Origin of the sequence: Kitasatospora sp. NPDC086801 (assembly GCF_044745805.1) — a bacterium.
Lineage (GTDB): Bacteria > Actinomycetota > Actinomycetes > Streptomycetales > Streptomycetaceae > Kitasatospora.
On the sequence record NZ_JBIVAX010000037.1, the window covers coordinates 44,262 to 68,278 of the forward strand.

Here is a 24,017-nt window from a genome sequence, read left to right on the forward strand (position 1 = left end):
GGACGAACCCCGCAGGTGCAGACTTAGCGGCATGACCGAACGCACCCCCCGGACCGTCCTGCTGCGCGGCGGCGCCGTCTACAGCCCCGCCGACCCCTTCGCCACCGCGATGCTCGTCGAGGGCGAGCACATCGCCTGGGTCGGCAGCGACGGTGCCGCCGAGGCGTACGCCACCACCGCCGACGAGATCGTCGAGCTGGACGGCGCCCTGGTCACCCCCGCCTTCGTCGACGCCCACGTGCACGCCACCGCCACCGGCCTGGCGCTCACCGGCCTCGACCTCACCGGCAGCCCCTCGCTGGCCGCCGCCCTCGCCGCCGTCACCGCCTTCGTCGACGCCCGGCCCGAGCCGGGCGGGGTGCTCATCGGCCACGGCTGGGACGAGACCGGCTGGCCCGAGGGCCGCCCGCCCACGCTCGCCGAACTCGACGCCGCCGCCCGTGGCGCCGCGCTCTACCTCTCCCGCACCGACGTGCACTCCGCGCTCGCCACCACCGCGCTGCGCACCCTCGCCGCCGGCCTGGCCGAGCGCCCCGGCCACACCGCCGACGGCCCGCTCACCAAGGACGCCCACCACGCCGTCCGGCAGACCGCGCTCGCGCACCTCACCCCCGAGCAGCGCGGCCGCGCCCAGCGCGCCACCCTCGCCCGGGCCGCCGAACTCGGCATCGGCGCGCTGCACGAGTGCGCCGGCCCGGAGATCTCCTCGGAGGCCGACCTGGCCGCCCTGCTGGCCCTCGCCGCCGCTGGCGAAGGCCCCGAAGTCTTCGGCTACTGGGGCGAGTTGGGCGGCATCGGGACGGCCCGCCGGCTCGGCGCGGTGGGCGCCGGCGGCGACCTCTTCGTGGACGGCGCACTGGGCTCGCACACCGCCTGCCTGCACACCCCCTACGCCGACGCCGAGCACACCGGCACCGCCTACCTGACCGCCGAGCAGGTCGCCGACCACGTCGCCGCCTGCACCGAGGCCGGGCTCCAGGCCGGCTTCCACGCCATCGGCGACGCGGCCGTGGCCGCCGTCCTGGACGGTGTCCGGGCGGCCGGGGAGCGGGTCGGTGCCGGGCGGGTGAGGGCGCTGCGCCACCGCGTCGAGCACGCCGAGGCGCTGGACGACAAGGCCATCGCGGCCTTCGCCGAGCTCGGCCTCACCGCCTCCGTCCAGCCCGCCTTCGACGCCGCCTGGGGCGGCCCGGACGGCATGTACGTCCAGCGCCTCGGCGCCGAGCGGGCCGCCGTGCTCAACCCCTTCGCCGCCCTGCTGCGGGCCGGTGTCCCGCTGGCCTTCGGCTCGGACGCCCCGGTCACCCCGCTCGACCCCTGGGGCACCGTGCGCGCGGCCGCCTTCCACCAGACCCTGGAGCACCGGATCTCCGTCCGCGCCGCCTTCACCGCGCACACCCGTGGCGGCTGGCGCGCGATCGGCCGCGACCAGGACGGCGTGCTCGTCCCCGGCGCGGTCGCCAGCTACGCGGTCTGGGCCGCCGACGAACTGGTCGTCCAGGCCCCCGACTCCCGGGTGGCGGGCTGGTCCACCGACCCGCGCTCCGGCACCCCCGGCCTGCCCGACCTCACCCCCGGCCGTCCCCTGCCGGCCTGCCTGCGCACCGTCGTCCGCGGCCGCACTGTCCACCGGGCCGCCGAGTAAGACCAGACCAGACTCGAGTGGAGCCGAGAAAACCCAGGTGAAGCGACGGCCCGACGGCCCATAGGTTGACCGCCATGGCGACCAACCCGCTGGTGCCCGCCGACTTCACCGTCCCCCGCGAGCTGCTCGCCCCGGAGTTCCGCCTGGAACCCCTGGGCGAGCAGCACGACGACTCCGACCTCGCCGCCTGGTCAGGGGCGTGTGCGGCAAGGCCCGAGCAGCATCGACCACATCCGCGCCACCCCCCCGGCTTCGTCGGCCGCAACCGGCCGCCGGTCGCCGGGACGACGGCGGAGCAGAACCTCGCCGACCTGCGCCGGCCCGCCGCAGACTTCGCGAACCGCGCCGGCTTCGCCTACACCGTCCTGGATCCCGCCGGGGGCGAGGTGATCGGCGGCGTCCACCTGTACCCCGACCGCGAGGACCCGTCCGTGGCGGCCGTCAGCTCCTGGGTCCGCGCCGACCGCGCCGAGCTGGACGCCCCGCTGCACCGGGCCGTCTCCGCCTGGCTCGCGGAGCGTTGGCCGCTGGGCGAGGTCCGGTACGCGAGCCGCTGACCCTGCTACCACCCTGACCTCACGCTTCCCCGACCTTCCGGGGTACCTTCTTCGGACAGCGTCCGAACAGCAAGATCCAGGAAGATGGTGCGCCGGTGGCCATGCCCGTCACCCAGGAACGGTCCGGGGCCGTACCCGAGCCGGTGGAGTCGGCGCCCGGGCCCGGTCGCGCCGCCCGCGCCGTCGCCAAGCTCCGGGCGGGCCTTCCCCGCACCGGCCTCGCGGCCCTGGCCGGACTGCTGCTCGGGCTCGCCTTCCCGCCCTTCGACCTGTGGCCGCTGTCGCTGCTCGGCGTCGCCGCGCTCTCCCTGCTCACCCGGGGCCGCACCGTCCGCCAGGCGGCCTGGACGGGCTTCGCCTTCGGCCTGCCGTTCTTCCTGCTGCTGCTCAGCTGGCTGCGGGTGGTCGGCTGGGACGCGACGGTCGGCCTGTCGGTCGTGGAGGCGCTGTTCCTGGCCGTCCTCGGCGCCGGCCTGGCCGTCACCTCCCGGCTGCCGGCCTGGCCGCTCTGGGCGGCCTGTCTGTGGATCACCCAGGAGTGGGCGCGCGACCGGCTGCCGTTCGGCGGCTTCCCGTGGGGGCGGCTGGCCTTCGCCAACACCGCGACCCCGTTCACGCCGCTGGCCGCGCTCGGCGGCGCACCGCTGGTGACCTTCGCGGTCGCCCTCTCGGGCGCCCTGCTCGCCTGGGCCGCGCTGCGCCTGCGCGGGCCGCGCAAGGCTCCCCGGGCCGCCGCGATGGCGGCGCTGGGCGCGGTGGCCGCACTGCTGGCCGGCTACCTGGTGCCGGTGCCGACCGCACCGGCCGACACCGTGAAGGTCGCCATCGTCCAGGGCAACGTGCCCAATCCGGGCATGGACTTCCTCGGCCGCCCGATGATGGTCCTCAACAACCACGCGGCGGCGACCGAGCGGCTGGCCGCGGACATCGACGCCGGCAAGGTCGCGCGCCCCGACATCGTGATCTGGCCGGAGAACTCCTCCGACCTGGACCCGTTCAGCGACCCGCTCGCCTACCAGCGCATCGACCAGGCCGTGAAGACGGTCGGCGTGCCCACCCTGGTCGGCACCCTGGTGGACGGTCCGGACGCGCAGCACGTCCAGAACGAGGGCATCGTCTGGGACCCGAAGACCGGCCCCGGCGCCTCCTACACCAAGCAGCACCCCGTCCCGTTCGGCGAGTACGTGCCGTTCCGCGCCCAGCTGATGAAGGTGGTCACCCGCCTCCAGCGGGTCGCCCGGGACTTCTACCCCGGTGACCACAACGGCGTCATGCAGCTCGGCCCGGCCCGGATCGGCGACGTGATCTGCTTCGAGGTCGCCTACGACGAGATCGTCCGCGACACCGTGGACAGCGGCGCCCGCGTCCTGGTGGTCCAGACCAACAACGCGACCTACGCCAAGACCGGCCAGCCCGAGCAGCAGCTCGCGATGAGCCGGCTGCGCGCCGTCGAGCACGGCCGGGCCGTGCTGATCGCCGCGACCAGCGGCATCAGCGCGGTGATCTCCCCGGACGGCACGGTCGAGCAGCGCACCGAGGAGCTGACCGCGGCCGAGCTGTCGGCGGTCGTCCCGCTGCGCGACGGCACCACCGTCGCCGACCGGGTCGGCGCCGTGCCGGAGTGGACGCTGGCCTTCGCAGGCCTGCTGGCCTGCGGCGCGGGTGTCCTGGTCGGCCGCCGGCGGAAGGTCGCCGCCGGAACACCGGCAGCCGGGGAATCGTTGGACCAGGTGGTGCCGTAGCCGGCCCGGACCTCCCGTGCGGCGCGCAGAGCACCGCTTGGAGTGGATTCGTACCGTGACCCAGCAAGCTACCCCCGCCCGTCCGGCCCCGCGCGGCAAGCTCCGCCGGGTGCTGCCGCTGCTGATCACCGCCTGGCTGGTGCTGGAGGTCTGGCTGCTGGTCCAAGTGGGCTCGTGGCTGGGCGGCTCCGTCGTCGTGCTGCTGCTCATCGCGGGCGCGCTGATCGGCGGTTCGCTGATCAAGCGGGCCGGCCTGAAGGCGCTGTCGGCGGCGATCGAGCAGAGCAAGGACCCGAAGTCCGAGCAGCCCCAGACCGGCACCAGCCTGACGGTGCTGGCGGGCCTGCTGCTGATCGTCCCGGGCTTCCTGTCGGACCTGGTGGCGCTCACCCTGCTGTTCCCGCCCACCCGGGCGCTCTGGCGGGCCGGCGGCCGCCGGGTGGCCGACAAGGCGCTGCGCAGCACCGTCGCCGCCGGGAGCGCCCCGTTCGCGGACGCGATGCGGCTGCAGGAGCAACTGCGCATCCACCGCCCGGACGGCAAGGTGATCCAGGGCGAGGTGGTGGAGCCGGACGCCGGTCCGCGCGGTCCGCAGGGCCCGGACACCGGCTACCGCCCGCCGATCTCCGGCTGACCCGCTCCCGCCCGGCAACGGGCGGGAGCGGCAACGCGAAAGGGACCCTGGTGACCAGGGTCCCTTTTCGTGTCCTCCCGCCGTGGCGGGAGCGAGGTCAGGCGCTCTTGCGGGTGTCCCGCGGGTGTACCGCGAGGTTCATCCCGCCGGAGCGGAGCACGGCCAGTCGCTCGGCCAGCACCTCCTCCAACTCCTCGCGGGTCCGACGCTCCATCAGCATGTCCCAATGGGTGCGCGTCGGCTTGACCTTCTTCTCCTCCGGCTCATCGCCGTCGAGAAGTACCGCCTCCTGGCCACAGAAGCGGCATTCCCAGGCCTGGGGGATCTCCGCCTCGACCGAGAAAGGAACCTCGAATCGGTGTCCGTTCTGACATGCATACTCGACGGTCTGGCGGGGAGCCAGATCGATACCGCGGTCGGTCTCGTAGCTAGTGGCCCCGAGTCGCGTGCCGCGGAGAGCTCGCTCGCTCATGAATCGTGCCTCCCGGGCTTATAGCCCACAGGACTAGTGGTCGCTGTTCTTCGTCGTTCGGTCAACGCTCGGCTTCCGACGAAGATTCCCGTCCCGGGACATGCGTCGTCTGTCGTGCCGCCCCTGTTTGTACCCACCGGCGCCCGATTTGTCACATCTGGCCGTGGATATCACCCTAGGTGTCACCTATTTCACATCTGGTGATCGGTCGGCCTTTCCGTGACGAGCCTACCGGGACGGGATTCGACGACCGTCGGCGCCCCCGCCCGCCGCGGTCAGGAGATCGGTCGGGAACGGATCATCGGCTCGCCCTTGGCGAGGTCGACCGGGTGGGCCCGGGGGGCCGGATCGGCCGGCAGCGCCACCGGCGGGCGCTCCGGCCGGGGCGGCAGGTCGGCGGCGGCCTCGGTGCGGGTGTCGCGGTGCGGGAGCAGGGCGATCACCGCGTCCCGCAGCTGGGCCGGGGCCTCCTCGTCCAGCGGGTCGACGGTGGCGGGCACCTGGAGTCGGACGGGGGTGCCGTTGCCGATCCGGGCGTAGCCGCGGCCGACGGGGGCGTGCGCGGCGGGCACGATGTCCAGCGGTGCGCCGAGCGCGGCGTGGCCCTCCTCGGGGCCGGTGGGGCCGAGCACGACCCGGGCCCGGGTGGTGGAGCGCACGGTCGGGGTGATCCGGTGCCGGGCCTCGACGTCGTCGGCGATCACCACGGTGACGCGGGCGGCGCGGCCGTGCCGCAGCGGCAGTTCCAGCAGGTCCTGCGGGTCCGGTCGGCCCTCGGCGTGGGCGAGCTCGCTCAGCTCGGTCGGGTGGTCCAGGAGCAGCCAGAGCGGCCGGGTGGCGTCCTCGGGCGGCGCGGTGCCGGCGTGCCGGGCGGCGTTCAGCGCGGCGAGCCGGCGCTCGGTCTCCTGGGCGGCCCACTCCAGCGCGGCCAGCGCGCCGTGCAGGCTGGTCTCCACGGTGTGCACGCCGGGCCGGTTGACCAGGCAGGCGTGCTCCCCGGTGCCGGCGCCGTCGACCACCACCAGGTCGCCGTACGGGAGCGCCTGGAGTGCGATCGAGCGGATCAGGCTGGAGGTGCCGTAGCCGGTGACGCCGAGCGCCAGCAGATGCGGCTCGGCCGAGCGCGGGCCGGTGCGCCAGACGACCGGCGGCTGCTGGGCGATCGCGCCGCCCTGGGCGACCGGGATGGTCCGGGCGGTGCCGTCCTCGTCGGTGAAGCCGAGCACGATCTCGCCGGGGGCGGCCACGAAGCGCTGGGCGACGATGGTCGCGGGCAGCGGGGTGAGTGCGGTGATCCGCAGCCGGTTGGACTCCTCGTCCCAGTCGAAGCGGTACTCCCGGGCCCGGCCGGCCTTGCCCTGGACGACCTGCTCGATCCGGGCCCGCGCGGTCGGCTCGGTGTCGGTGAAGTACGCCGGGTAGCCGAGTTCCAGCCGGGAGAGCCGGCCCTCGCCGTCGAACTCCCAGGAGCTGAAGGCGTTCTTGTAGTGGCCCTCGTAGTGGTACAGCGGGTTGGCGTCCTCGGGGCCGCACAGGTACGGGGTGAGCGCGGAGTAGAGCGCGCCGAGCTTGATGTCGGAGACGTCCGGGGCGGGCGGGGCGGGTGCCGCCTTGGGGGCCCGGCCGGCCCAGGCGGAGCTGGCCATCAGCGCGATCAGGGCGAACAGCAGGCCGTGCGGCAGCAGGTAGACGCCGACCAGCATCGCGGCGGTCAGGAACAGGGTCGGGCCGCGGCGGTCCTTCGGGGTGGCGTTCCAGCGGTCCTTGGCCCAGCCTGCGTGGTGGCGCAGCCCGCGGCCGATCACGGAGAGCGGGGCGAACATGTCGGAGGCGTGGTCCCCGGCGGTTCGGGCGAACTCGCGGCCCTTGCTGAGATGGCGTTGGAGCGGCATTCCTTGACTCCCCGGGCGGGTGGGACGGGTGGGGTGACGGGGGCGGGGCCCGTACGACGGGACCCGGGGCGGTGGGATCCGCGCCCGGGCCCGTGCGGGGGAGTGGCAGCGCCTAGAACTTGAGGCCGCCGAGCAGGCTCGCCAGGCTGGCGCCGCCGGCGGTGATGCTCGGGGCGATCGAGGAGCCTGCGACGTAGAAGCCGAAGAGGGCGCAGACGACGGCGTGGGAGACCTTTAGCCCGTCCCTGCGGAAGAACAGGAAGGCGATGGTGCCGAACAGGACGATGCCGGAAATCGAGAGGATCACGTTCTGCTCCTCGGGGAGGGGGGACGGGGACGTGTCACAGAAAGTGCACTAATCGTGACAAAAAGTAATAGATGATGGAACGGTGCAAATGGGTGGTTTTCCCGTTCAATACCGCCCTGGAGTCCGGGCGAAGGCAGGCGAACCGGCCGGGGTGGGGCCGTGCGTCGCGTAGTTCCAGCGCGGCGAGGCATTCCCGTCGGACGGGCGGGAGGTTTCCGGGGGGTCGGGAAAGTTCGCCCGGATGGCCGCCGTTCCAGGGCCGCCATCCGCCATCCGGACGCGCGCTGGCCCGGCCCGGCGCCCGGCCGCTACGGTGCGGTACGCGCAGTTGCTCCACCCGCAGCCCAGCCACCCGCAGCCCAGCCACGCGCTGAACCCGCCACCCGCAGAACCCGCCACCCGCAGAACCCGCAGACCGGAAAGGCCGCCCGCCATGACCGACGCCGCCAACCAGCAGCCCGCCGACGCCCCCGACGCCGAGGTGATCGCCCTGGCCGGAAAGCTCTTCGACGCCGCCCGGGCCGGGGAGACCGGCACCCTGGCCGCCTACGTGGACGCCGGCGCGCCCGCCGACCTCACCAACGACCGCGGCGACACCCTGCTCATGCTCGCCGCCTACCACGGCCACGCCGCCACCGTCGAAGCCCTGCTGGCGCGCGGCGCCGACCCGAACCGTGCCAACGACCGCGGCCAGACCCCGCTCGCCGGCGCCGTCTTCAAGGGCGCCGAGGACGTGCTGACCGTCCTGCTGGACGGCGGCGCCGACCCCGCCGCCGGCACCCCGAACGCCGTCGACACCGCCCGGATGTTCGGCAAGAACGAGCTGGTCGCCCGGTTCGAGGCCCGCTGAATCCAGGTCGTAGGCTCTTCCCTCATGGAGAGCACCACCACGGTGGCCGGAACCGTCGAGTTCCGCGTCACCGGCTACGCCCACCCCGATGCCCAGGCCCTGTCGGCGGAGGTGCAGCAGGAGTACGTCCGCCGCTACGGCGACCCCGACGAGACCGTGCTGCACGCCGACGACTTCGAGGCGCCGGCCGGCCTGTTCCTGATCGCCTACCTCGACGGCCGGCCGGTCGCCTGCGGCGGCTGGCGGGCCAAGCAGGCCGGGCCGGACGGGCTGCGCGACGGTGACGTCGAGCTGAAGCGGATGTTCGTCGTCCCCGCCGCCCGCGGCCGCGGCCTGGCCCGGGCGGTGCTGCGCCGCCTGGAGCGGACCGCCGCCGAGGCCGGACGCACCCGCGTCATCCTGGAGACCGGCACCGAGCAGCCCGAGGCCGTGGCGCTGTACCAGTCCGAGGGGTACGCGGCGATCCGGAAGTTCGGCATCTACCGCGAGCACCCGCAGAGCATCTGCCTCGGCAAGGAGCTGCCCGCGGCGGCCTGACCGGCCCGCCCGCCGGGTAGGCTCACGGCACCTCTGAGGGGGACGATGAGCCACCGACCGCCAGGAGCCGACCGGCTCCCCACCCTGGCCGTGCCCGGCGGGGAGCTGGACCGGCTGGTCCGGAGCGGCGTGCGCGCCGTCGGGGCCGGCGCCGTCTGGGCCGTCGGAGACGCCGGGGGGATGCTCGGCGGCGGCGCGCACGGCGCGCTCGGGCAGGGCCCGTACGCCCGGCTCGCCCCCGGGCCGGACACCCGGTACGACCTCGCCAGCCTCACCAAGATCGTCGCCCTCTGGCCCTGCGCCGGGGTGCTCCGGGAGGCCGGGCGGCTCCCGCTCGACGAACCGCTCGGCCGCTGGTGGCCACCCGCCGACGGGCACCCCGTCGGCGCGGTGACGGTCCGTCAACTCCTCGCCCATACCGCCGGAACGCTCCCGCGCACCGGCTTCGAGCAGCTCTACGGGCGCGACCTCGCGGCGATCCGGGCCGGGGTGATCGCCGCCCCGCTGCACCGCGAACCCGGCACGGCCGTCGAGTACACCGACCGCGCCGCCGTCCTGCTCGGCTACCTCGTCGAGGACCTCGGCGGCGCGCCGCTGGACGAGCTCGCCACCCGCTGGGCCTGGCGACCGCTCGCCATGGCCGACACCCGGTACGGTCCGCTCGGCCCCGCCGACACCGCCCACACCGCGCCCACCGAGTACGACCAGCGGGCCGGGAGCCACCTGCGCGGCGTCGTCCACGACCCCTCGGCCCGGCTGCTCGGTGGCGTCTCCGGCAACGCCGGGGCCTTCTCCACCGCCCGCGACCTCACCCGCTTCCTCACCGCGCTGCTCGCCCCGCCGCCCCAACTGCCCTGGGGCGAAGCCTGGATCGCCGAATCACTGCGCGAACAGACCGGTGGCCTCGCCCCCGTCCGCGGCCTGTCCTGGCTGTACGCCCCCGGCACCGACCCCGCCGAGGGCACCTTCGTCCACTACGGCTTCACCGGTACCGGCATCTGGATCTCCCGGCGGCTCGGCCGCTGGGCGCTGCTGCTCACCAACAAGGTCCACTACGACCGCGGCGTCCAGCCGCTCACCGACCTGCGCAACGCCTACCGGCGGGCGGTCTTCGGGTAGCACCGCCGTTCCGGCGAGTACCCGATCGGGTGGATTAGGGTACGAACCAGCGGATCCGGTACGGGGGTTGCGGCAGAGTGGCCACCGCGACGGGGCACCGGCGGAGGAGGCGCGATGACGGACACCTGGCTCTCGGAACAGGACTGGCTGGCCGGGCTGCTGCGCGCCTACGTCGGCTGCAGCGTGCTGCTCACCGGCGAAGGCGGCGACGTCCTGCTGCTGAAGGCCAGTTACCGCGCCCAGTGGCAGTTCCCCGGCGGCGGGATGGACCCGGGCGAGGGCCCCGCCGAATGCGCCGCCCGCGAACTGCGCGAGGAGACCGGGCTGGTGGTCGGCGAGCTGCGGCTGCTCGTCGTCGAGTGGCGCGATCCGATCCCCGGCCAGGGCGAACACGCCCACCCCGCCGTGCAGTTCATGTTCGACGGCGGAACGGTCGCGGCCGGCGCCGCCATCCGGGTGCAGGCCGAGGAGATCGCCGGGTACGGGTACTTCACCCCCGCCCGGGCGGCCGCACTGCTGCACCCCTGCGCGGCGCGCCGGCTCCGCCGGGCCCTGGAGGCCCGGCGGACCGGCGCCACCGCGCTGCTGCACTCCACGGGGTACGTCGGCTGACGGTCCGTCAGACCAGCGTGCTCCAGTAGTACCAGAACCGGTTGAGGACCAGCAGCGCGATCACCGCCGCCCACAGCACCGGCACCGCCCAGTGGTAGCGCGCCGCCTCCCGCACGACCGGCCGCAGCCGCGGGCCCACCGGGATCACCCCCGTCCGGAGGTTGTGCAGCGTCGTGTACCAGAACAGCACCACCACCGTCGCCCACACCACCATGCAGTACGGGCACAGCGCGCCGATCCGGTACAGCGCCTCGTCGATCAGCCAGTGCACGAACACCACCCCCAGCAGGGTGCCCGCGTGCAGGCCCAGCCAGAACCAGCGCCGGTACGCGGCACCGGCCAGCAGCCCCGCCCCAACCGCCGCCAGCGCGCCGAAGGCGGCCAGCCCGAGCAGCGGGTTCGGGAAACCGAAGACCTCCGCCTGCTCGGTGCGCATCACCGAACCGCAGCTGATCACCGGATTGAGGTTGCAACTGGGGACGTAGGACGGGTTCTCCAGGATGCGGAGCTTGTCGAAGGTCAGGACGGCCGAGGCGGCCAGCCCGATCAGCCCGCCGAGGAACAGCAGCAGTGAGAACGCCCGGCCCGCGCCGACCGGCGCACGGCCGGCGGCGCGGGGAACGGGACGGGCGAGGTGCACAGGGGTCGCGGCGGTCATGGCAGCACACTCCGGTGGCTGGGAGGGGCCGGCCCGGCCGGGGTTCGGCCGGGCCGGTGGTGCCGTGCTTACTGCAGGCCGGCGGCCTGCTTGACCTGGGCGGTGAACTGCTCGGGCGTCACCGTGGCCTGGCCGCTGAACAGCGAGATCGGCTTGCCGTCCACCTTGACCGTCGGGGTGCCCGTCACCCCGCTGCCGTTGAACGCGTCCGCGACCTTCGCCGCCCACGGCGCGTACGTCTTGTCGGTGACGGCCTTCACGAAGGCGTCCGTCTTCAGCCCGGGCACCTGGCCGGCCAGGTCGAGGATGCGGTTGACGTCACCGAAGTCGTCCTTGCGCTCGTCGGGCTGGTTGGCGTACAGCACGTCGTGGAACTGCTTGAACTTGTCCACGCCCTCGTTGAGCGCGGCGCCCGCGGCGGCCAGCGCGGTGCGCGAGCCCTTGCCGCCGAGGTTGTTGTCCAGGAACGCCGCCAGGTGGAACTCCACCTTGAGCGAGCCGTCCTCGGTCAGCTTCTTGACCGCCTCGCCGTTCGCCGCCTCGAAGTGCTTGCAGATCGGGCAGCGGAAGTCCTCGTAGATCTCCATGGTGTGCGGCGCGTCGGCCTTGCCGTAGGTGATCACCGTGCCGTCCGGGCCGGAGGCGTTCGCCGGCACGACCAGCTCGGTCGGCGCGGCCGCACCGGCCGCGGCCGACTTCTCGTCCTTGCCGGACGCCGAGTTGATCGCGATCGCGGCACCGCCCGCGAGGGCGAGCACCGCCACGGCGGACACCGCGACGACGATCCGCTGACGGCGCTTCGACGCCAGCTGTTCGAGGCGCTGCGCCTCCTGGATCCGCTCACGGGCGCTGATGCGCTTGGCCTGCTGCTTGCTGGGGGTCTGAGCCATGGAAGGTCAACTCCTGTACGCGGCGCGCGGATGCGCGCGGGAAACCGCACCGGGTGCGGCGGGATCGGGTGAACGCGGGAGTTGTGCGCGCTGCCTGCGGACGAACGTGCGCGGCGGCCCGGAGGCCCCGGACGGATCAGCAGGCAGGCGCGAGAACCGGCGGACCACGCCGGGGAGCCGGGCTCAGCACCACGTCCTCGCGGCGCGGCCGCACGCGGTCCGACACCGGCAGCGGCACCCGCAGCACCGGCCGAACCGGAGCCGGGAGCAGCAGCAGGACCAGGGCGCGCAGCGGGCGGGCCAGCGACTGGCGCAGCGCGCGCAGCGACCGGGCCAGGCCCGACAGGGCCGCGTCGCCCAGCCGCAGCCAGGCAGCGGCGGCCAGCGCGATCACCAGGTGCACCAGCAGGAGCAGCACCTGGGTCGCCGCCGGGGCCAGCGGCCCCACGTGGCCCAGCGGACCGGCCAGCAGCGACCCGTCCACCGAACCGCCGCCACACACCAGCAGGTTCACACCGCGCGCGGGCACGTGCTCGGACAGGATCGGCCCACAGCCGGCCTGCCCCAGGTTGAACGTCGTGTTGAGCAGCAGCTCGACCGGCACCAGCACGCCGGAGATGTGCAGCAGCCGCCGCTCCCCGCCGGCCAGCGCGGCCGCGACCAGGAAGACGACGGCGGTCGCGGCCGCCACCAGCGAGAGCGGCAGCGGGCGACCCGTGATGACCACCTGACCCAGCGCGGACAGCGGCACGGCGAGCGCGGTGAACACCGCGGCCCGCAGGGCCCTGATCGCATGGGTGGAGGTCGTCACGCCCCGGAGTATGCCACGACGCTTACACCCGGCACGAGGGCGCGTACCCGGGGGAGCGGAGGCGTTGCCCGCCGGAGGCCGTTCGTTCACCCGCCTGACGCCGGATCAGCCGCGATCGCCGAAACCGCTTCTCCGTTCGAGTGGGTGGGCGTAGTGTGCGCCGCGTGAACGAACTGATCTTCCGGGGGAAAGACCGGTACCGCCCCTCCTGGTCGCAGCTGGTCCCGCTGGTCATCGTGCTCGTCCTGGAGGTGGCCTTCGCCGCCTACCGGCTCGGCCCGGTGGGCCTGTGCTGGCTGTTCGGCGGGACGCTCGTGCTCGTCGGCGTGGGCTTCACCATCGCTCTCCGGAACTGGAGCAGGGTCGGGCCGGAGGGGATCACCCTCTGCTGGGGGTTCGGGACCGGGCGCACCTACCCGTGGCAGGAGATCCGCTGGATCGACGTGCGCGAGACCAAGGTCCAGGGCGGGACGACGCTCGCCGTCCGGATGACCCTCACGAACGGGCGCCGCCGCTCACTGCCGGGGATCCAGCACAGCGCGGTCTACCCCGACCCCGACTTCCACGTGGACTTCCAGCGGGTCGTCGACTGGTGGGAGCTGAGCACGGACCAGGCCGCCCGCCGCCGGCCGACGAAGCAGTTCCGGGACCGGATAACGCCCACCGCGGCCGGAGTCGTCCTGGGCCTGCTCATCTGCGTCGTCGTGGTGGTGGTCGTCGTCCTCCGGAGCTAGCTGATCGGGCGGCGCGCCGGCGGGTTCACTAGCCTGGAAGGCGTTCCCGGCGACCCCGACGAGGGGGTGAGCGCTCATGGCGCGACCCACGGCCACGGTGGGGCAGGCGCTGCTGGACCGCATCGGAGCCCAGGCGGCGGTGCTGGCCGGCCTCGACGACGCCGTCCGGGCGGACGAACCGGACGCGGTGCACCGGATGCGGGTCGCCTGCCGACGGCTGCGCAGCGCCCTGCGGACCTTCCGGCGGCTGTTCGCCCCCGGGGCCACCGACCACCTGGTCGCCGAACTGCGCTGGCTCGCGGCCGCCCTCGGCCGCGCCCGGGACCGCGAGGTGCTCGCCGAGCGGCTGGCCGTCCAGGCCCGCGCACTGCCCGCCGCCTGCCGGCCGGAGCGGGTCGCGGCGGAGCTGGAGCGGTGGGGGCGGGCCGAGTACCGGCAGGTCTGGCCCGAGGTGCTCGCCGCCCTCGACAGCCCGCGCCGCCGCGCCCTCGCCGACGCCCTCGCCACCCTCCTCGCCGACCCCCCGCTGCGCCGCCGGGCCGCCCGCGCGGCCGTCCCCGAGCTGGCCCGGATCGCCGAACGCGAGCAACACCGCACCGGCGAGCGCGTCCGGGCGGCCCTGGAGGCCGAGGCCGGGCCCGCCGAGCAGCGCGACCGCGCCCTGCACGAGGCCCGCAAGGCCGCCAAACGCGCCCGCTACGCCGGTGAGACCGCCGCCCCGGCGGTCGGCGCGGCCGCCCAGCGGTACACGGAACGGATGAAGGCCGTCCAGGAACTGCTGGGCGAGCACCAGGACGCCGTGGTCGCCGCCGAAACCCTCGCCGGGCAGGCCGCCGACAGCGGCGAACCCTTCGGCCTCGGGGCGCTCTACGCGCGCCAGCTCGCCGCCGCTGAGACGGCCCGGGCCCGGCTGCCGCAGGTGTGGGGCCGGGCGGCGGGGCGCAAGCTGCTGCGGTTCGGCTAGGCCGGGGCTGCGCGGGCCTGCGCTGCGTGGGCCGGGGCCGTGTCGTGGGCGGCGGCGAAGGCGTGGCGGGCGCGGCTGCCGGGTGGGGCGAGGCAGGCGAAGACGTACCGGCCCTCCTCGGGCAGGGCGAGCACGGTGTACTCCAGGACATCGGTGTCCAGCGCCGGGTGGCGGATGTGGAGCCGGCCGGGGCCGGGTGGGCCGGCCCGGTGGCGGTCCCACAGTGCGGCGAAGGCCGGGCTGTCCGAGGACATCCGCCGGACCAGGCGGGTGAGCCCGCGGTCGCCGGGGCGGTCCGCGTGGTGGGCGCGCAGCGAGGCGACCAGGTCGGCGCCGATCGAGCCGGTGGCCGCGAGATTGCCCTGTGAGCGGTCCCCGTACGGGCAGCAGAACACCTGCCAGAGCAGGTTGCGCTCGTGGGGCGGGCGCCGTTCCGGCCAGGCCATCAGCAGGCCGGCCGGGCGGTTCCAGGCGAGGAGTTCGAAGGTCGGGCCGGTGACGAAGGCGGGCGCGGCGTCCAGGGTGTCCAGCAGCGCCAGGGTGGTGGCGGAGACGGCCGGCGGCTCGGGCGGTGCCCCGGCCGGTGCGCGGTGCCGGGCGGCCAGCCGGTGCAGGTAGGCGCGCTCCGCCCCGGCCAGTTGCAGGGCCTCGGCGATGCCGTCGAGGACGGGGCCGGTGGGCACCCGCTGGCGGCCCTGCTCCAGCCGGGCGTAGTAGTCGGCGGAGATCCCCGCGCGGGCCGCCACCTCCTCGCGGCGCAGCCCGGGCGTCCGGCGGCGCCCGGCGGGGGGCAGGCCCGCCTCGGCGGGCGCGAGGCGGGCGCGGCGGGCGCGCAGGAACGCGCCCAGCGGGGTCTCGGGCATGCGGTCACGCTGCCACAGCCGGGCGGGGTTAGCCAGGACCTGGCCGTCCCTGGTCGGCCCGTCCTGGGAAGGGCTGGCCGCTGGTGGCCCGGGCGGGGCGGCGGGAGGCTCGCCGCATGGGACTCCTCGACGACAAGGTCACGATCGTCACCGGCGCCGGGCGCGGCATCGGTGCAGCCGCCGCCCGGCTGTTCGCCCGGGAGGGCGCGCTGCTGGTGCTCGCCGCCCGCTCCGGCGCCGAGGTGGAGGCACTGGCCGCCGAGCTGCGGGCCGGTGGGGCCCGGGCGGTGGCCGTCGCCGCCGACCTGACCACCGCGGAGGGCGCCGAGCGGACGGTCGGGGCGGCACTCACGACGTACGGCCGACTGGACGGGGCCTTCGACAACGCGGGCTCCGGCCTGTCGCCGGCCCCGCTCGCCGAGCGCTCCGAGGCCGAGTGGGACGACACCCACGCGCTCAACCTGCGCGGCAGCTGGCTCTGCCTGCGGGCCCAGCTGCGGGCGATGGCGGCGGGCGGGCGCGGCGGCGCGGTGGTGCTCAACTCCGGGGTGGGCGCGCTGGTCGGCGGCTTCGGGGACGGCGTCCAGCAGGCCGCCAAGCACGGCCTGACCGGCCTGGTGAAGGCGGCCACCGCCGACTACGCCCGGCACGGCATCCGGGTCAACGCCGTCGCGCCCGGGGTGGTGCGGACGCCCTCGACGGAGCGGTTCTTCGCGTCCGGCCCGGAGTTCGACGCCCTGGTGGTCCGCTCCACCCCGCTCGGCCGGGCGGGCTCGGACACCGAGATCGCGGAGGCGGCGGCCTGGCTGCTGAGCGACCGGGCGTCGTACGTGGCCGGGGTGACGTTGCCGGTGGACGGCGGGATCACCGCGACCCGGCGGTTCGACTGAGGCCGGGCCCGGTCGACCGGGGGCGGGGCCGGTCGGCGTGGGGGCGGGCCCGACGGCGCCGTACGGGGGTCGGTGCCGCCGGGCCTACTCCGGAACCGGTTCCAGCCCCGCCGACCGGGCGGCCGTGCGGAGCAGGGCGCGGAGCATGGGGGTGGTGAGGCGGCCGGTGTTGGTGTTGCGCGGGCTCACGTGGTAGCAGCCGTACAGCTGGAGGGCGGGGCCGCCGTCGGCGGCGGGGAGGGTGGCCCGGGCGCCGTGGCCGAAGGCGGGGCGGGGCCGGGGGACCTGCCAGCCGGCCTCCGCCAGGGCGGGCAGGAGGGCCTGCCAGGCGAAGCCGCCGAGGGCGACGACGGTCCGTACGGTGGGGCGCAGCAGCTGGAGTTCGCGGGCGATCCAGGGGCGGCAGGTGTCGCGTTCGGCGGTGCTGGGCTTGTTGTCGGGCGGGGCGCAGCGGACCGGGTCGGTGATGCGGACGCCGTGCAGACGCAGGCCGTCGCCGTACCGGACGGACTCGGGGCGGTTGGCGAGCCCGAGGTCGTGGAGCGCCGCGTAGAGCAGGTCGCCGGACGGGTCGCCGGTGAAGATCCGGCCGGTGCGGTTGGCGCCGTGGGCGGCGGGGGCGAGGCCGACCAGGACGAGCGGGGCGTCGGGCGGGCCGAAGCCGGGGATCGGGCGGGCCCAGTAGTCCCAGTCCAGGTAGGCGCGGCGCTTGGTGCGGGCGGTCTCCTCGCGCCACTCGACCAGGCGCGGGCAGGCCCGGCAGTCGGTGACGACGCGGTCCAGCGCGGTGAGCGAGGTGGCGCGGGCGGCGGCCTCGGCGGGGTGGCGGGGGTGGCCGGGGTCGTCGGCGGCGGACTGCGGCATGGCCACGATCCTACGGTCCGTCTCTGGCCCCGCATCGGCCCTGCGCCGGCCTGCCCGGGCAGGCGTAGCGTGGAATCAGCTGCTCCGGCGGCCCCCGGCTGGGCCGGGTCGGCGACGGCCGGGGCTGGCTGGTGCACGAGGAGGCCTCGCCGAGGCCGCAAGGAGGCCGCGATGATCGTCGATGCGGTGCTGGGTGCCATCGGGGGGCTGGCCGGGCTGGGGGTGATCTGGGCGGGTCTGAGCGTCCGGGTCGTCCAGCAGTTCCAGAAGGGAGTGGTGTTCCGCTTCGGCCGGGTGCGCAAGGAGGTGCGCGAGCCCGGGCTGGTGGCGCTGCTGCCGATCGCGGACAAGCTGCGCAAGGTGAACGTGCAGATCGTGACGATGCCGATCCCGGCGCAGGAGGGCATCACCCGGGACAACGTGACCGTCCGGGTGGACGCGGTGGTGTACTTCCGGGTCGAGGACCCGGTGAGGGCGACCGTCAACGTGCAGGACTACACCTTCGCGATCTCCCAGGTGGCGCAGACCTCGCTGCGCTCGATCATCGGCAAGAGCGAGCTGGACGACCTGCTGGCCAACCGCGAACCGATCAACCAGGGGCTGGAGTTGATGATCGACAGCCCGGCACTGGGCTGGGGTGTCCAGATCGACCGGGTGGAGATCAAGGACGTCGCGCTGCCGGAGTCGATGAAGCGCTCGATCGCCCGGCAGGCGGAGGCCGAGCGGGAGCGGCGGGCGCGGATCATCACGGCGGACGGCGAGTTCCAGGCCTCGGCCCGGTTGTCGGAGGCGGCGGCGGTGATGAGCGCGACCCCGGCGGCGCTCCAACTGCGGCTGCTGCAGACGGTGGTGGAGGTGGCGGCGGAGAAGAACTCGACGCTGGTGCTGCCCTTCCCGGTGGAGCTGCTGCGCTTCCTGGACAGCGCGACGGACAACCAGCAGCGGGCCGCGGTGAATGCCGCGGCGGCAGCGGCGAAGGCCGCCGAACGGGCCGCCGTGGAGCGGGAGGAGGCAGCGAAGGCGGAGGTCGAGCAGGACCGGTCGCAGCACGAACTCCCGCCGCTGGAGGAACTGTTGGACCAGTCGCCGCTTCCGGGCGCGGACGCGCCGGGCGGGCGCGCGGAGCCGGACCCGACGGCCTGACCGGTGCCCGGTGGCGCCCTCCGCGGGCCCGGACCAGGATGGACAGGGGGGCGGAAGCCAGGCCAGGAGGCGGGATCATGACCAGAGCCAGCGACATCATGCACCCGGGCGCGGAGTGCATCCGCGAGCAGGAGACGCTCGCCGCCGCCGCCCGGATCATGCGGGAACGGCACGTCGGCGCGCTGCCCATCTGCGGGGAGGACGACAAGCTGCTGGGCATCGTGACCGACCGCGACATCGTGCTGCGCTGCGTCGCCGAGGGCCGTGACCCGGCCCGGGTGACGGCGGGCGAGCTGGCCCTGGGCCGGCCGATGACGGTGGAGGCGGACGAGGACGCGGAGCAGGTGCTACGGGTGATGGAGCAGTACCGGGTGCGCCGGCTGCCGGTGATCAACCACCCGGACCACAAGTTGGTCGGGATGATCAGCGAGGCGGACATCGCGCGCGGGCTGCCGCAGGCCCGGGTGGCGGAGTTCGTGTCCGCGGTCTGCGCGGAGGAGGCGCCGGCGGAGGCGCCGGCGGAGGAGGCGGCCAAGGCGGGCGCCTGACGGCGCCGGGGCTGACGGCGGCGGATCGGGCCCGCGCGCCCGAGTGGCGGGGCACGCCCTAGCGCTGTTCCCGCAGCGCCCGGGAGATCAGTTCCGCCAGGTGCAGGGCCTGCCGCCCCTGGGCGAGTTGGGCGATCTGGGTGCGGCAGCTGAAGCCGTCGGCCAGGACCACCGTGTCGGGGGCGGCGGCCCGGACCTCGGGGAGCAGGACGCGTTCGGCGATCGCCTCGGACACCTCGAAGTGGCCCCGCTCGAAGCCGAAGTTGCCGGCCAGGCCGCAGCAGCCGGAGTCCAGCACCCGGTTGTGCAGGCCGAGTCGGGCTTCGACCCGGCGGTCGGCGGCGCTGCCGAGGACGGCGTGCTGGTGGCAGTGGGTCTGGGTGACGGCGTCCAGCGGGACCCGGGGGAGCGGGGCGTCGGGCGCGTACTGGTCGAGGAACTCGGCGAAGGTGCGGGTGCGTTCGGCGAGCGGGCGGCCGGCCGGGCCGAGCAGCCGGGGCAGGTCCTCGCGCAGGGTGGCGGTGCAGCTCGGGTCCATCCCGACCACCGGGGTGTCGGCGGGCAGCCCGTCGTCGGCCAGCACCCGCAGGCTGCGCCGCAACACCCGTCGGGCGGTGCCGAGTTGGCCGGTGGAGTACCAGGTCAGGCCGCAGCAGACCGGGCCGGTGGGCAGCCGCACGTCGAAGCCCAGGTGCTCCAGCACCTCGACGGCGGAGCGCAGCACGTTCGGCTGGAGGTGGTCGGAGAAGGTGTCCGGCCACAGCAGCACCGGGCGGGCCCCCGCCGGGGCGGGGTGCGCGGCGCGGTGGCGGCGGTACCAGCGGGTGAAGGTCTCCGGCGGGAGGACCGGCAGCACGCGGCGCCGGTCGATCCCGCCGAGCCGCTTGAGCAGCCCGGCGGCCGGGGAGCGGGCGAGGGTGTTGGCGGCGCCGGGGGCGAGGGCGGTCGCCCGCAGCCAGAGCGGCAGCCAGCCCATCGAGTAGTGGGCGAGCGGGCGCGGGCGGTGCCGGTAGTGCTGGTACAGGAACTCGGCCTTGTAGGTCGCCATGTCGACATGGACCGGGCAGTCGCTGGCGCAGCCCTTGCAGCTCAGGCAGAGGTCCAGCGCCTCCCGGACCTCGGTCGAGCGCCAGCCGTCGGCGATCGCTCCCCCGGCCTGGCGGCCGGGCGGTGCCCCCAGGCCGCGCAGCATCTCGGCCAGCAGCCGGGCCCGGCCCCGGGTGGAGTGCCGCTCCTCGCCGGTGGCCATGTAGCTGGGGCACATCACCCCGGTGCTCGGGTCCACGCACTTGGCGACGCCGACGCAGCGGTGCACCGCTTTGGCCAGACTGCCGCCGTCCTGTTCGAACGGGAGGGCGAGCGGCAGCGGGCGGCGCGGGGCGGTGACGAAGCGCAGGTCGGCGTCGAGCGGGCGCGGGTCGACCACGGCGCCCGGGTTGAGCAGGTGCTCCGGATCCCAGATCCGTTTGAACTCGCCGAACAGGGCGATGACGTCGGGCGGGTACATCCGGGGCAGCAGTTCGCCGCGGGCCTGCCCGTCGCCGTGCTCGCCGGAGAGCGAACCGCCGTAGGAGACCACCAGGTCGGCGGCCTGCTCCAGGAACTCCCGGAAGACCAGTACCCCGGCGGGCTCGTCCAGCGGGAAGTCGATCCGCAGGTGCACGCAGCCGTCGCCGAAGTGCCCGTACGGCACGCCGCGCAGGCTGTGCCGGCGCAGCAGGGCGCGCAGGTCCCGCAGGTAGTCGCCGAGGCGCTCGGGCGGGACGGCGGAGTCCTCCCAGCCGGGCCAGGCCTCGCCGCCGCCGGGCAGCCGGGTGACGATGCCGGCGCCTGCCTCCCGGACGGCCCACAGCTGGCGCTGCTCGGCGGGGTCGGTGACGAGGGAGACGGAGGCGGCGCGCTCGCGGCGCACCGCGTCGGCGAGCCGGCGGGCGGCCTGGTAGGCCTCGACCGGGGTGGCGCCGCCGGTCTCCAGGAAGAGCCAGCACTCGCCCGCGGGCAGCCGGTCCAGCGCGGGCGGGCGGGGGCCGGCGGCGAGCAGCGCGGCGATCAGGTCGGCGGCCATGCCCTCGGCGGTGAGCGGCCCCAGTGGCAGCAGCGCGGGGACGGCGTCGGCGGCGGCGCCCTCGTCGGGGTAGCCGGCCACCACCAGGGCGCGCGCGGGCGGCTCCTCGACCAGCCGGACGGTCGCGCCGAGCAGCAGCGCGCAGGTGCCCTCGGTGCCGGTGAGCGCGCGGGCCAGGTCGTGGCCGTGTTCGGGCAGCAGGGCGTCCAGCGGGTAGCCGGAGGTGCGGCGTGGCAATGCGGGCAGGCCCTGGCGGATGGCGGCGAGGTTGCGGTCGGTGAACTCCTGGAGCTGCCGGTGGAGTTCACCGGGGCGCCCGGGCAGGGTGCGGAGGGCGGCGCGTTCCTCCGGGGTGAGCCGGCCGCCCACGGTCAGCTCGGTGCCGTCCGCGAGCAGCAGGTCCAGCCGCTCGACGTTGTCCGAGGTGCGTCCCCAGGCGAGCGAGTGCGCGCCGCAGGAGTCGTTGCCGATCATGCCGCCGAGGGTGCAGCGGCTGTGCGTGGACGGGTCGGGGCCGAAGCGCAGCCCGTGCGGCCGGGCGGCGCGCTGGAGGTCGTCCAGGACGGCGCCCGGCTGGACCCGGGCGGTGCGGGCCTGCGGATCGACGTCCAGGACCGCGCCGAGGTGGCGGCGGAAGTCCAGCACCACCGCGCCCGGGCCGATCGCCTGCCCGCCGATGCTGGTGCCCGCCCCGCGCGATACCACCGGCACGCCGTACTGGCGGCAGAGCGCGAGGGTGGTGCGGACGTCGTCGAGGTCGGCGGGTTTGACCACGCCGAGCGGCAGCTGGCGGTAGTTGGACGCGTCGTGGCTGTAGACGGTCCGCTCGGCGGTGCCGAAGCGGACCTCCCCGCGCAGCACGGCGGCCAGTTCGCGGGCCAGCTCGGCCCCGGGGACGGCGGACGGACGGCTCACCAGGGACCTCCGGGCGGGTGCGGCGACGGCTTCGGCCGATCATGGCAGTCGCGCGCCCGCAGGGGTACCGGCCACCCCGGTCTACCGCCGATGGGGTGTCAGCCGGCGGCCGTGCGGGGCGATCGCGCCGCCGCGCCGGCCGTGGACGGCGGTCCCGCGCCCGCCGGGGCCCGGGCTACTTCTGCCGGCCGGACCCGGTGAGCGTACTGCGGGCGATGTGGGAGAGCTTGGCCATCTCGAACGCCGGGTAGGCGCCGCCGGCCAGCAGCGAGAACTTGATCCCCTCGCGGCCGCCCGGCCGCCGGTGGCCGGGCGGCAGGAAGCGCCGGTGGTGTTCGGCGGCCCGGTGGAAGAACTGCGGCCGCTCGGCGCGGGTGACGCACCCGGCCAGGTCGAAGACGAACAGGTAGTGCCGGATCATCCGGACGAACAGCGCGTCCCGCACCGCGTACAGGTGCGGCTGGTCCTCCAGCAGCGCGAAGCTGCGCTCGTACTGCTCGAAGAGGTCGAACACGCTGCTGCCCGGGGAGCCGGTCGGGTGGACGGTCTCCCGGCGGCGCAGCTGCACGCACTCGCGCGCCAGCACGGCGACCCGGCGGGTGCCGAGCAGCGCGGCGAACACCACCGGGATCTCCTCGTACCGGCCGTCGGGGAAGGCCAGCCGCAGCTCCTCCCAGTGGCCGCGGCGGATCAGCCGGTCCCAGGCCAGCGGCGGCGCGCCGAACAGGGCGGGCCGGTCGAAGGGCTCGAACACCTCGGGGCCGGCCTCGGCGAGCAGCGCCTCCGCCCCGCCCGGCCAGTCCCGGTCGTTGTGTCGGCGGGAGTGGCCGAACAGCAGCAGGTCCACCGGGCCGGTCTGCCGGAGCCGGTCGGCGAGGGTCTGCAAGGCGTCCCGGGGCAGCTGGTGGTCGGCGTCCAGGAACAGCAGGTACTCGCCGGCCGCCCGCGCCGCCCCCGCGTTCCGGTTCACCCCGACCCCGACCGCCGCGTTGAGGTGCAGGACCGACAGCCTCGGGTGCCGGGCCGCGTACGCGTCGGCGAGCTCGCCCGCGGTGTCGGGGGAGCGGTCGGCGACCACGATCACCTCGACGTCCTGGAGGGACTGCGCGAGCAGGGAGTCCAGGCAGTCCGCGAGCTGTTTCTGCTGGTCGTAGGCGGGGATCACGACGCTGATGAGGGGTGAGGGCATGACGCCGGAGCGTAAGAGGACGCGCTGACCGTGGCAAAGCCCTGACGGTGCGTAATTCCGAGCAATCCCCGGCAAATCGTACGACCGTACGCCATATCTTCACGCGGCCTGCCGGGCGCGTCCACGACAGCCCGCCGGGCGCGTCCGCGGCGGACGAAACGCGCCCGGGCCCGCGCGCGTGGTGCGTCGCGGGCCCGGGGCGTGCCGAGGACTGGCGGCCGAGGCTCAGTACCAGTGGTGGTTCTGCCAGAACGACCAGGCGGCGCAGGGACTGCCGTAGCGGGAGTTCATGTAGTCCAGGCCCCACTTGATCTGGGTGGCCGGGTTGGTGCGCCAGTCGGCGCCGGCCGAGGCCATCTTGGTGCCGGGCAGCGCCTGGACCAGGCCGTACGCGCCGGAGGAGGCGTTGACGGCGAGGTGGTTCCAACTGCTCTCGCGGGCCACGATGTTGCTGAAGCACTGGAGCTGGCCGGCCGGGACGAGCTGCGCGGCGATCTGCTGCGGGCTGCCGGTGAGGGCCGGGGCGGCGGTGAGGTTCTGGCGTGCCTGGGAGCGGGAGGCGGCGGCGTCCGCGTCGGCCTTGGCCTTGGCGTCCGCCTGGGCCTTCGCCTCGGCCTCGGCCTGCGCCTGGGCGGCGGACTCCGCCTCGGCCTGCGCCTGCGCCTGGGCCTGCGCCTGGGCGTCCTGAGCGGCCTGGTCGGCAGCGGCAGCGGCAGCGGTGTCAGCCTGGGCCTGGTCGGTGACCGCCTGGCCGTCCGTCGTGACGGCGGCCGCGGGGGCGGCGACCTCGGCGGTGTTCCCGGCCTGCGGGAGGGCGAGGGCGGCGGTGGCGGCGCTCGCGACGACGAGGGTGGCGATGCCGGTGATCAGGGAGTTGCGGCGGGCATGGCTGAGCTGCATGAAGCGGACAATCCTTTTCCGTCGGGGGCCGTGCCGGTGGCACCGGGTGCGGGGCATCGCACGGGCGCCCGGGGGAGCGGGGCCCGCGCGGCCGTCCGGGACGGCCGTGGCGCCCCGGCGGAAGCGGCGGGGCGGGTCGGCTGCGCGGCGGACGGGGCCGGCTGCGCTGCCTGGCGACGGGCCATTCTTGGCAGGGCCGGGGACGGGTGGCAAAGG

Annotated in this window: 24 protein-coding genes; 13 read left to right on the forward strand and 11 right to left on the reverse strand. The window is 75.3% G+C overall.

Annotated features, from left to right (window positions below; translation table 11 throughout):
- Positions 1-31 precede the first annotated feature (31 nt).
- From ACIPLC_RS29450 to fxsA, 4 genes are all read left to right on the forward strand, one after another.
- Complete coding sequence (locus ACIPLC_RS29450) at positions 32-1,645, forward strand: amidohydrolase (protein ID WP_400476057.1); 1,614 nt, start codon at positions 32-34, stop codon at positions 1,643-1,645.
- Positions 1,646-1,719: 74 nt separating this feature from the next.
- Positions 1,720-2,202, forward strand: a complete 483-nt coding sequence (locus ACIPLC_RS29455; RefSeq protein ID WP_400476058.1) for a GNAT family N-acetyltransferase — start codon at positions 1,720-1,722, stop codon at positions 2,200-2,202.
- A gap of 101 nt (positions 2,203-2,303) precedes the next feature.
- A complete protein-coding gene (lnt, locus tag ACIPLC_RS29460; protein ID WP_400476059.1) occupies positions 2,304-3,944 on the forward strand; it encodes an apolipoprotein N-acyltransferase in 1,641 nt (546 codons plus the stop codon).
- Positions 3,945-3,999: 55 nt separating this feature from the next.
- Complete coding sequence (gene fxsA / locus ACIPLC_RS29465) at positions 4,000-4,578, forward strand: FxsA family membrane protein (protein ID WP_400476060.1); 579 nt, start codon at positions 4,000-4,002, stop codon at positions 4,576-4,578.
- Positions 4,579-4,675: 97 nt separating this feature from the next.
- Here the strand turns inward: fxsA and ACIPLC_RS29470 are convergent, their stop codons facing one another.
- The 3 genes from ACIPLC_RS29470 to ACIPLC_RS29480 form a co-directional block, all read right to left on the reverse strand.
- Complete coding sequence (locus tag ACIPLC_RS29470; protein ID WP_030306127.1) at positions 4,676-5,050, reverse strand: RNA polymerase-binding protein RbpA; 375 nt, start codon at positions 5,048-5,050, stop codon at positions 4,676-4,678.
- 275 nt (positions 5,051-5,325) lie between these two features.
- Complete coding sequence (locus ACIPLC_RS29475; protein ID WP_400476061.1) at positions 5,326-6,942, reverse strand: hypothetical protein; 1,617 nt, start codon at positions 6,940-6,942, stop codon at positions 5,326-5,328.
- Between the two features lie 112 nt (positions 6,943-7,054).
- Positions 7,055-7,249: a hypothetical protein gene (locus tag ACIPLC_RS29480; protein WP_063346460.1), complete on the reverse strand. Its 195-nt coding sequence runs from the start codon at positions 7,247-7,249 to the stop codon at positions 7,055-7,057.
- 433 nt (positions 7,250-7,682) lie between these two features.
- Here ACIPLC_RS29480 and ACIPLC_RS29485 point away from each other — a divergent pair, with 433 nt between their 5' ends.
- From ACIPLC_RS29485 to ACIPLC_RS29500, 4 genes are all read left to right on the forward strand, one after another.
- Positions 7,683-8,099 carry an ankyrin repeat domain-containing protein gene (locus tag ACIPLC_RS29485; protein WP_400476062.1) on the forward strand — a complete coding sequence of 139 codons (417 nt, stop codon included), beginning with the start codon at positions 7,683-7,685 and terminating at the stop codon, positions 8,097-8,099.
- A gap of 24 nt (positions 8,100-8,123) precedes the next feature.
- Entirely contained in the window at positions 8,124-8,636 is a 513-nt protein-coding gene (locus ACIPLC_RS29490; protein WP_400476063.1) for a GNAT family N-acetyltransferase, read from the forward strand.
- Between the two features lie 45 nt (positions 8,637-8,681).
- Positions 8,682-9,755 carry a serine hydrolase domain-containing protein gene (locus ACIPLC_RS29495; RefSeq protein WP_400476064.1) on the forward strand — a complete coding sequence of 358 codons (1,074 nt, stop codon included), beginning with the start codon at positions 8,682-8,684 and terminating at the stop codon, positions 9,753-9,755.
- Positions 9,756-9,869: 114 nt separating this feature from the next.
- A complete protein-coding gene (locus ACIPLC_RS29500; protein WP_400476065.1) occupies positions 9,870-10,367 on the forward strand; it encodes an NUDIX domain-containing protein in 498 nt (165 codons plus the stop codon).
- Positions 10,368-10,374: 7 nt separating this feature from the next.
- Here the strand turns inward: ACIPLC_RS29500 and ACIPLC_RS29505 are convergent, their stop codons facing one another.
- The 3 genes from ACIPLC_RS29505 to ACIPLC_RS29515 form a co-directional block, all read right to left on the reverse strand.
- A complete protein-coding gene (locus tag ACIPLC_RS29505; protein WP_400476066.1) occupies positions 10,375-11,025 on the reverse strand; it encodes a vitamin K epoxide reductase family protein in 651 nt (216 codons plus the stop codon).
- Between the two features lie 68 nt (positions 11,026-11,093).
- A complete protein-coding gene (locus tag ACIPLC_RS29510) occupies positions 11,094-11,915 on the reverse strand; it encodes a DsbA family protein (protein WP_400476067.1) in 822 nt (273 codons plus the stop codon).
- A 136-nt stretch (positions 11,916-12,051) separates the two neighbouring features.
- Complete coding sequence (locus tag ACIPLC_RS29515; RefSeq protein WP_350883589.1) at positions 12,052-12,726, reverse strand: hypothetical protein; 675 nt, start codon at positions 12,724-12,726, stop codon at positions 12,052-12,054.
- A 164-nt stretch (positions 12,727-12,890) separates the two neighbouring features.
- Between ACIPLC_RS29515 and ACIPLC_RS29520 the strand changes: the two genes are divergently transcribed.
- Entirely contained in the window at positions 12,891-13,460 is a 570-nt protein-coding gene (locus tag ACIPLC_RS29520) for a PH domain-containing protein (RefSeq protein WP_400476068.1), read from the forward strand.
- Positions 13,461-13,536: 76 nt separating this feature from the next.
- Entirely contained in the window at positions 13,537-14,424 is an 888-nt protein-coding gene (locus ACIPLC_RS29525; protein ID WP_400476069.1) for a CHAD domain-containing protein, read from the forward strand.
- On the opposite strand, the gene ACIPLC_RS29530 is transcribed toward ACIPLC_RS29525, so the two are convergent.
- Entirely contained in the window at positions 14,421-15,287 is an 867-nt protein-coding gene (locus tag ACIPLC_RS29530) for a helix-turn-helix transcriptional regulator (RefSeq protein ID WP_400476070.1), read from the reverse strand. The two genes, ACIPLC_RS29525 and ACIPLC_RS29530, sit on opposite strands and share 4 nt — an antisense overlap.
- Positions 15,288-15,403: 116 nt before the next feature.
- Here ACIPLC_RS29530 and ACIPLC_RS29535 point away from each other — a divergent pair, with 116 nt between their 5' ends.
- Positions 15,404-16,177 (forward strand): SDR family NAD(P)-dependent oxidoreductase, encoded by a 774-nt coding sequence (locus ACIPLC_RS29535; RefSeq protein ID WP_400476071.1) that lies wholly within the window; start codon positions 15,404-15,406, stop codon positions 16,175-16,177.
- A gap of 84 nt (positions 16,178-16,261) precedes the next feature.
- On the opposite strand, the gene ACIPLC_RS29540 is transcribed toward ACIPLC_RS29535, so the two are convergent.
- Entirely contained in the window at positions 16,262-17,041 is a 780-nt protein-coding gene (locus tag ACIPLC_RS29540; RefSeq protein WP_400476072.1) for a uracil-DNA glycosylase, read from the reverse strand.
- 171 nt (positions 17,042-17,212) lie between these two features.
- On the opposite strand from ACIPLC_RS29540, the gene ACIPLC_RS29545 reads away from it, so the two are divergent.
- Positions 17,213-18,184: an SPFH domain-containing protein gene (locus ACIPLC_RS29545; RefSeq protein WP_400476073.1), complete on the forward strand. Its 972-nt coding sequence runs from the start codon at positions 17,213-17,215 to the stop codon at positions 18,182-18,184.
- A 77-nt stretch (positions 18,185-18,261) separates the two neighbouring features.
- Complete coding sequence (locus tag ACIPLC_RS29550) at positions 18,262-18,732, forward strand: CBS domain-containing protein (protein WP_400476074.1); 471 nt, start codon at positions 18,262-18,264, stop codon at positions 18,730-18,732.
- 58 nt (positions 18,733-18,790) lie between these two features.
- Here ACIPLC_RS29550 and ACIPLC_RS29555 read toward each other — a convergent pair whose 3' ends face one another.
- From ACIPLC_RS29555 to ACIPLC_RS29565, 3 genes are all read right to left on the reverse strand, one after another.
- A complete protein-coding gene (locus ACIPLC_RS29555) occupies positions 18,791-21,712 on the reverse strand; it encodes an FAD-binding and (Fe-S)-binding domain-containing protein (RefSeq protein ID WP_400476075.1) in 2,922 nt (973 codons plus the stop codon).
- Between the two features lie 175 nt (positions 21,713-21,887).
- On the reverse strand, positions 21,888-22,901 hold the full coding sequence (locus ACIPLC_RS29560) for a glycosyltransferase family 2 protein (protein ID WP_400476076.1): 1,014 nt from the start codon (positions 22,899-22,901) through the stop codon (positions 21,888-21,890).
- Between the two features lie 225 nt (positions 22,902-23,126).
- On the reverse strand, positions 23,127-23,801 hold the full coding sequence (locus ACIPLC_RS29565; protein WP_400476077.1) for a lytic transglycosylase domain-containing protein: 675 nt from the start codon (positions 23,799-23,801) through the stop codon (positions 23,127-23,129).
- Positions 23,802-24,017: the final 216 nt, after the last annotated feature.

What these genes read in the sequence shown, in the direction of transcription:
- ACIPLC_RS29450 (WP_400476057.1), top strand. Translation starts at nt 32, where the DNA reads ATGACCGAACGCACCCCCCGGACCGTCCTGCTGCGCGGCGGCGCCGTC.
- ACIPLC_RS29455 (WP_400476058.1), top strand. Translation starts at nt 1,720, where the DNA reads ATGGCGACCAACCCGCTGGTGCCCGCCGACTTCACCGTCCCCCGCGAG.
- lnt (WP_400476059.1), top strand. Translation starts at nt 2,304, where the DNA reads ATGCCCGTCACCCAGGAACGGTCCGGGGCCGTACCCGAGCCGGTGGAG.
- ACIPLC_RS29470 (WP_030306127.1), bottom strand. Translation starts at nt 5,050, where the DNA reads ATGAGCGAGCGAGCTCTCCGCGGCACGCGACTCGGGGCCACTAGCTAC.
- ACIPLC_RS29475 (WP_400476061.1), bottom strand. Translation starts at nt 6,942, where the DNA reads ATGCCGCTCCAACGCCATCTCAGCAAGGGCCGCGAGTTCGCCCGAACC.
- ACIPLC_RS29485 (WP_400476062.1), top strand. Translation starts at nt 7,683, where the DNA reads ATGACCGACGCCGCCAACCAGCAGCCCGCCGACGCCCCCGACGCCGAG.
- ACIPLC_RS29490 (WP_400476063.1), top strand. Translation starts at nt 8,124, where the DNA reads ATGGAGAGCACCACCACGGTGGCCGGAACCGTCGAGTTCCGCGTCACC.
- ACIPLC_RS29495 (WP_400476064.1), top strand. Translation starts at nt 8,682, where the DNA reads ATGAGCCACCGACCGCCAGGAGCCGACCGGCTCCCCACCCTGGCCGTG.
- ACIPLC_RS29500 (WP_400476065.1), top strand. Translation starts at nt 9,870, where the DNA reads ATGACGGACACCTGGCTCTCGGAACAGGACTGGCTGGCCGGGCTGCTG.
- ACIPLC_RS29505 (WP_400476066.1), bottom strand. Translation starts at nt 11,025, where the DNA reads ATGACCGCCGCGACCCCTGTGCACCTCGCCCGTCCCGTTCCCCGCGCC.
- ACIPLC_RS29510 (WP_400476067.1), bottom strand. Translation starts at nt 11,915, where the DNA reads ATGGCTCAGACCCCCAGCAAGCAGCAGGCCAAGCGCATCAGCGCCCGT.
- ACIPLC_RS29525 (WP_400476069.1), top strand. Translation starts at nt 13,537, where the DNA reads ATGGCGCGACCCACGGCCACGGTGGGGCAGGCGCTGCTGGACCGCATC.
- ACIPLC_RS29530 (WP_400476070.1), bottom strand. Translation starts at nt 15,287, where the DNA reads ATGCCCGAGACCCCGCTGGGCGCGTTCCTGCGCGCCCGCCGCGCCCGC.
- ACIPLC_RS29535 (WP_400476071.1), top strand. Translation starts at nt 15,404, where the DNA reads ATGGGACTCCTCGACGACAAGGTCACGATCGTCACCGGCGCCGGGCGC.
- ACIPLC_RS29540 (WP_400476072.1), bottom strand. Translation starts at nt 17,041, where the DNA reads ATGCCGCAGTCCGCCGCCGACGACCCCGGCCACCCCCGCCACCCCGCC.
- ACIPLC_RS29545 (WP_400476073.1), top strand. Translation starts at nt 17,213, where the DNA reads ATGATCGTCGATGCGGTGCTGGGTGCCATCGGGGGGCTGGCCGGGCTG.
- ACIPLC_RS29550 (WP_400476074.1), top strand. Translation starts at nt 18,262, where the DNA reads ATGACCAGAGCCAGCGACATCATGCACCCGGGCGCGGAGTGCATCCGC.
- ACIPLC_RS29560 (WP_400476076.1), bottom strand. Translation starts at nt 22,901, where the DNA reads ATGCCCTCACCCCTCATCAGCGTCGTGATCCCCGCCTACGACCAGCAG.
- ACIPLC_RS29565 (WP_400476077.1), bottom strand. Translation starts at nt 23,801, where the DNA reads ATGCAGCTCAGCCATGCCCGCCGCAACTCCCTGATCACCGGCATCGCC.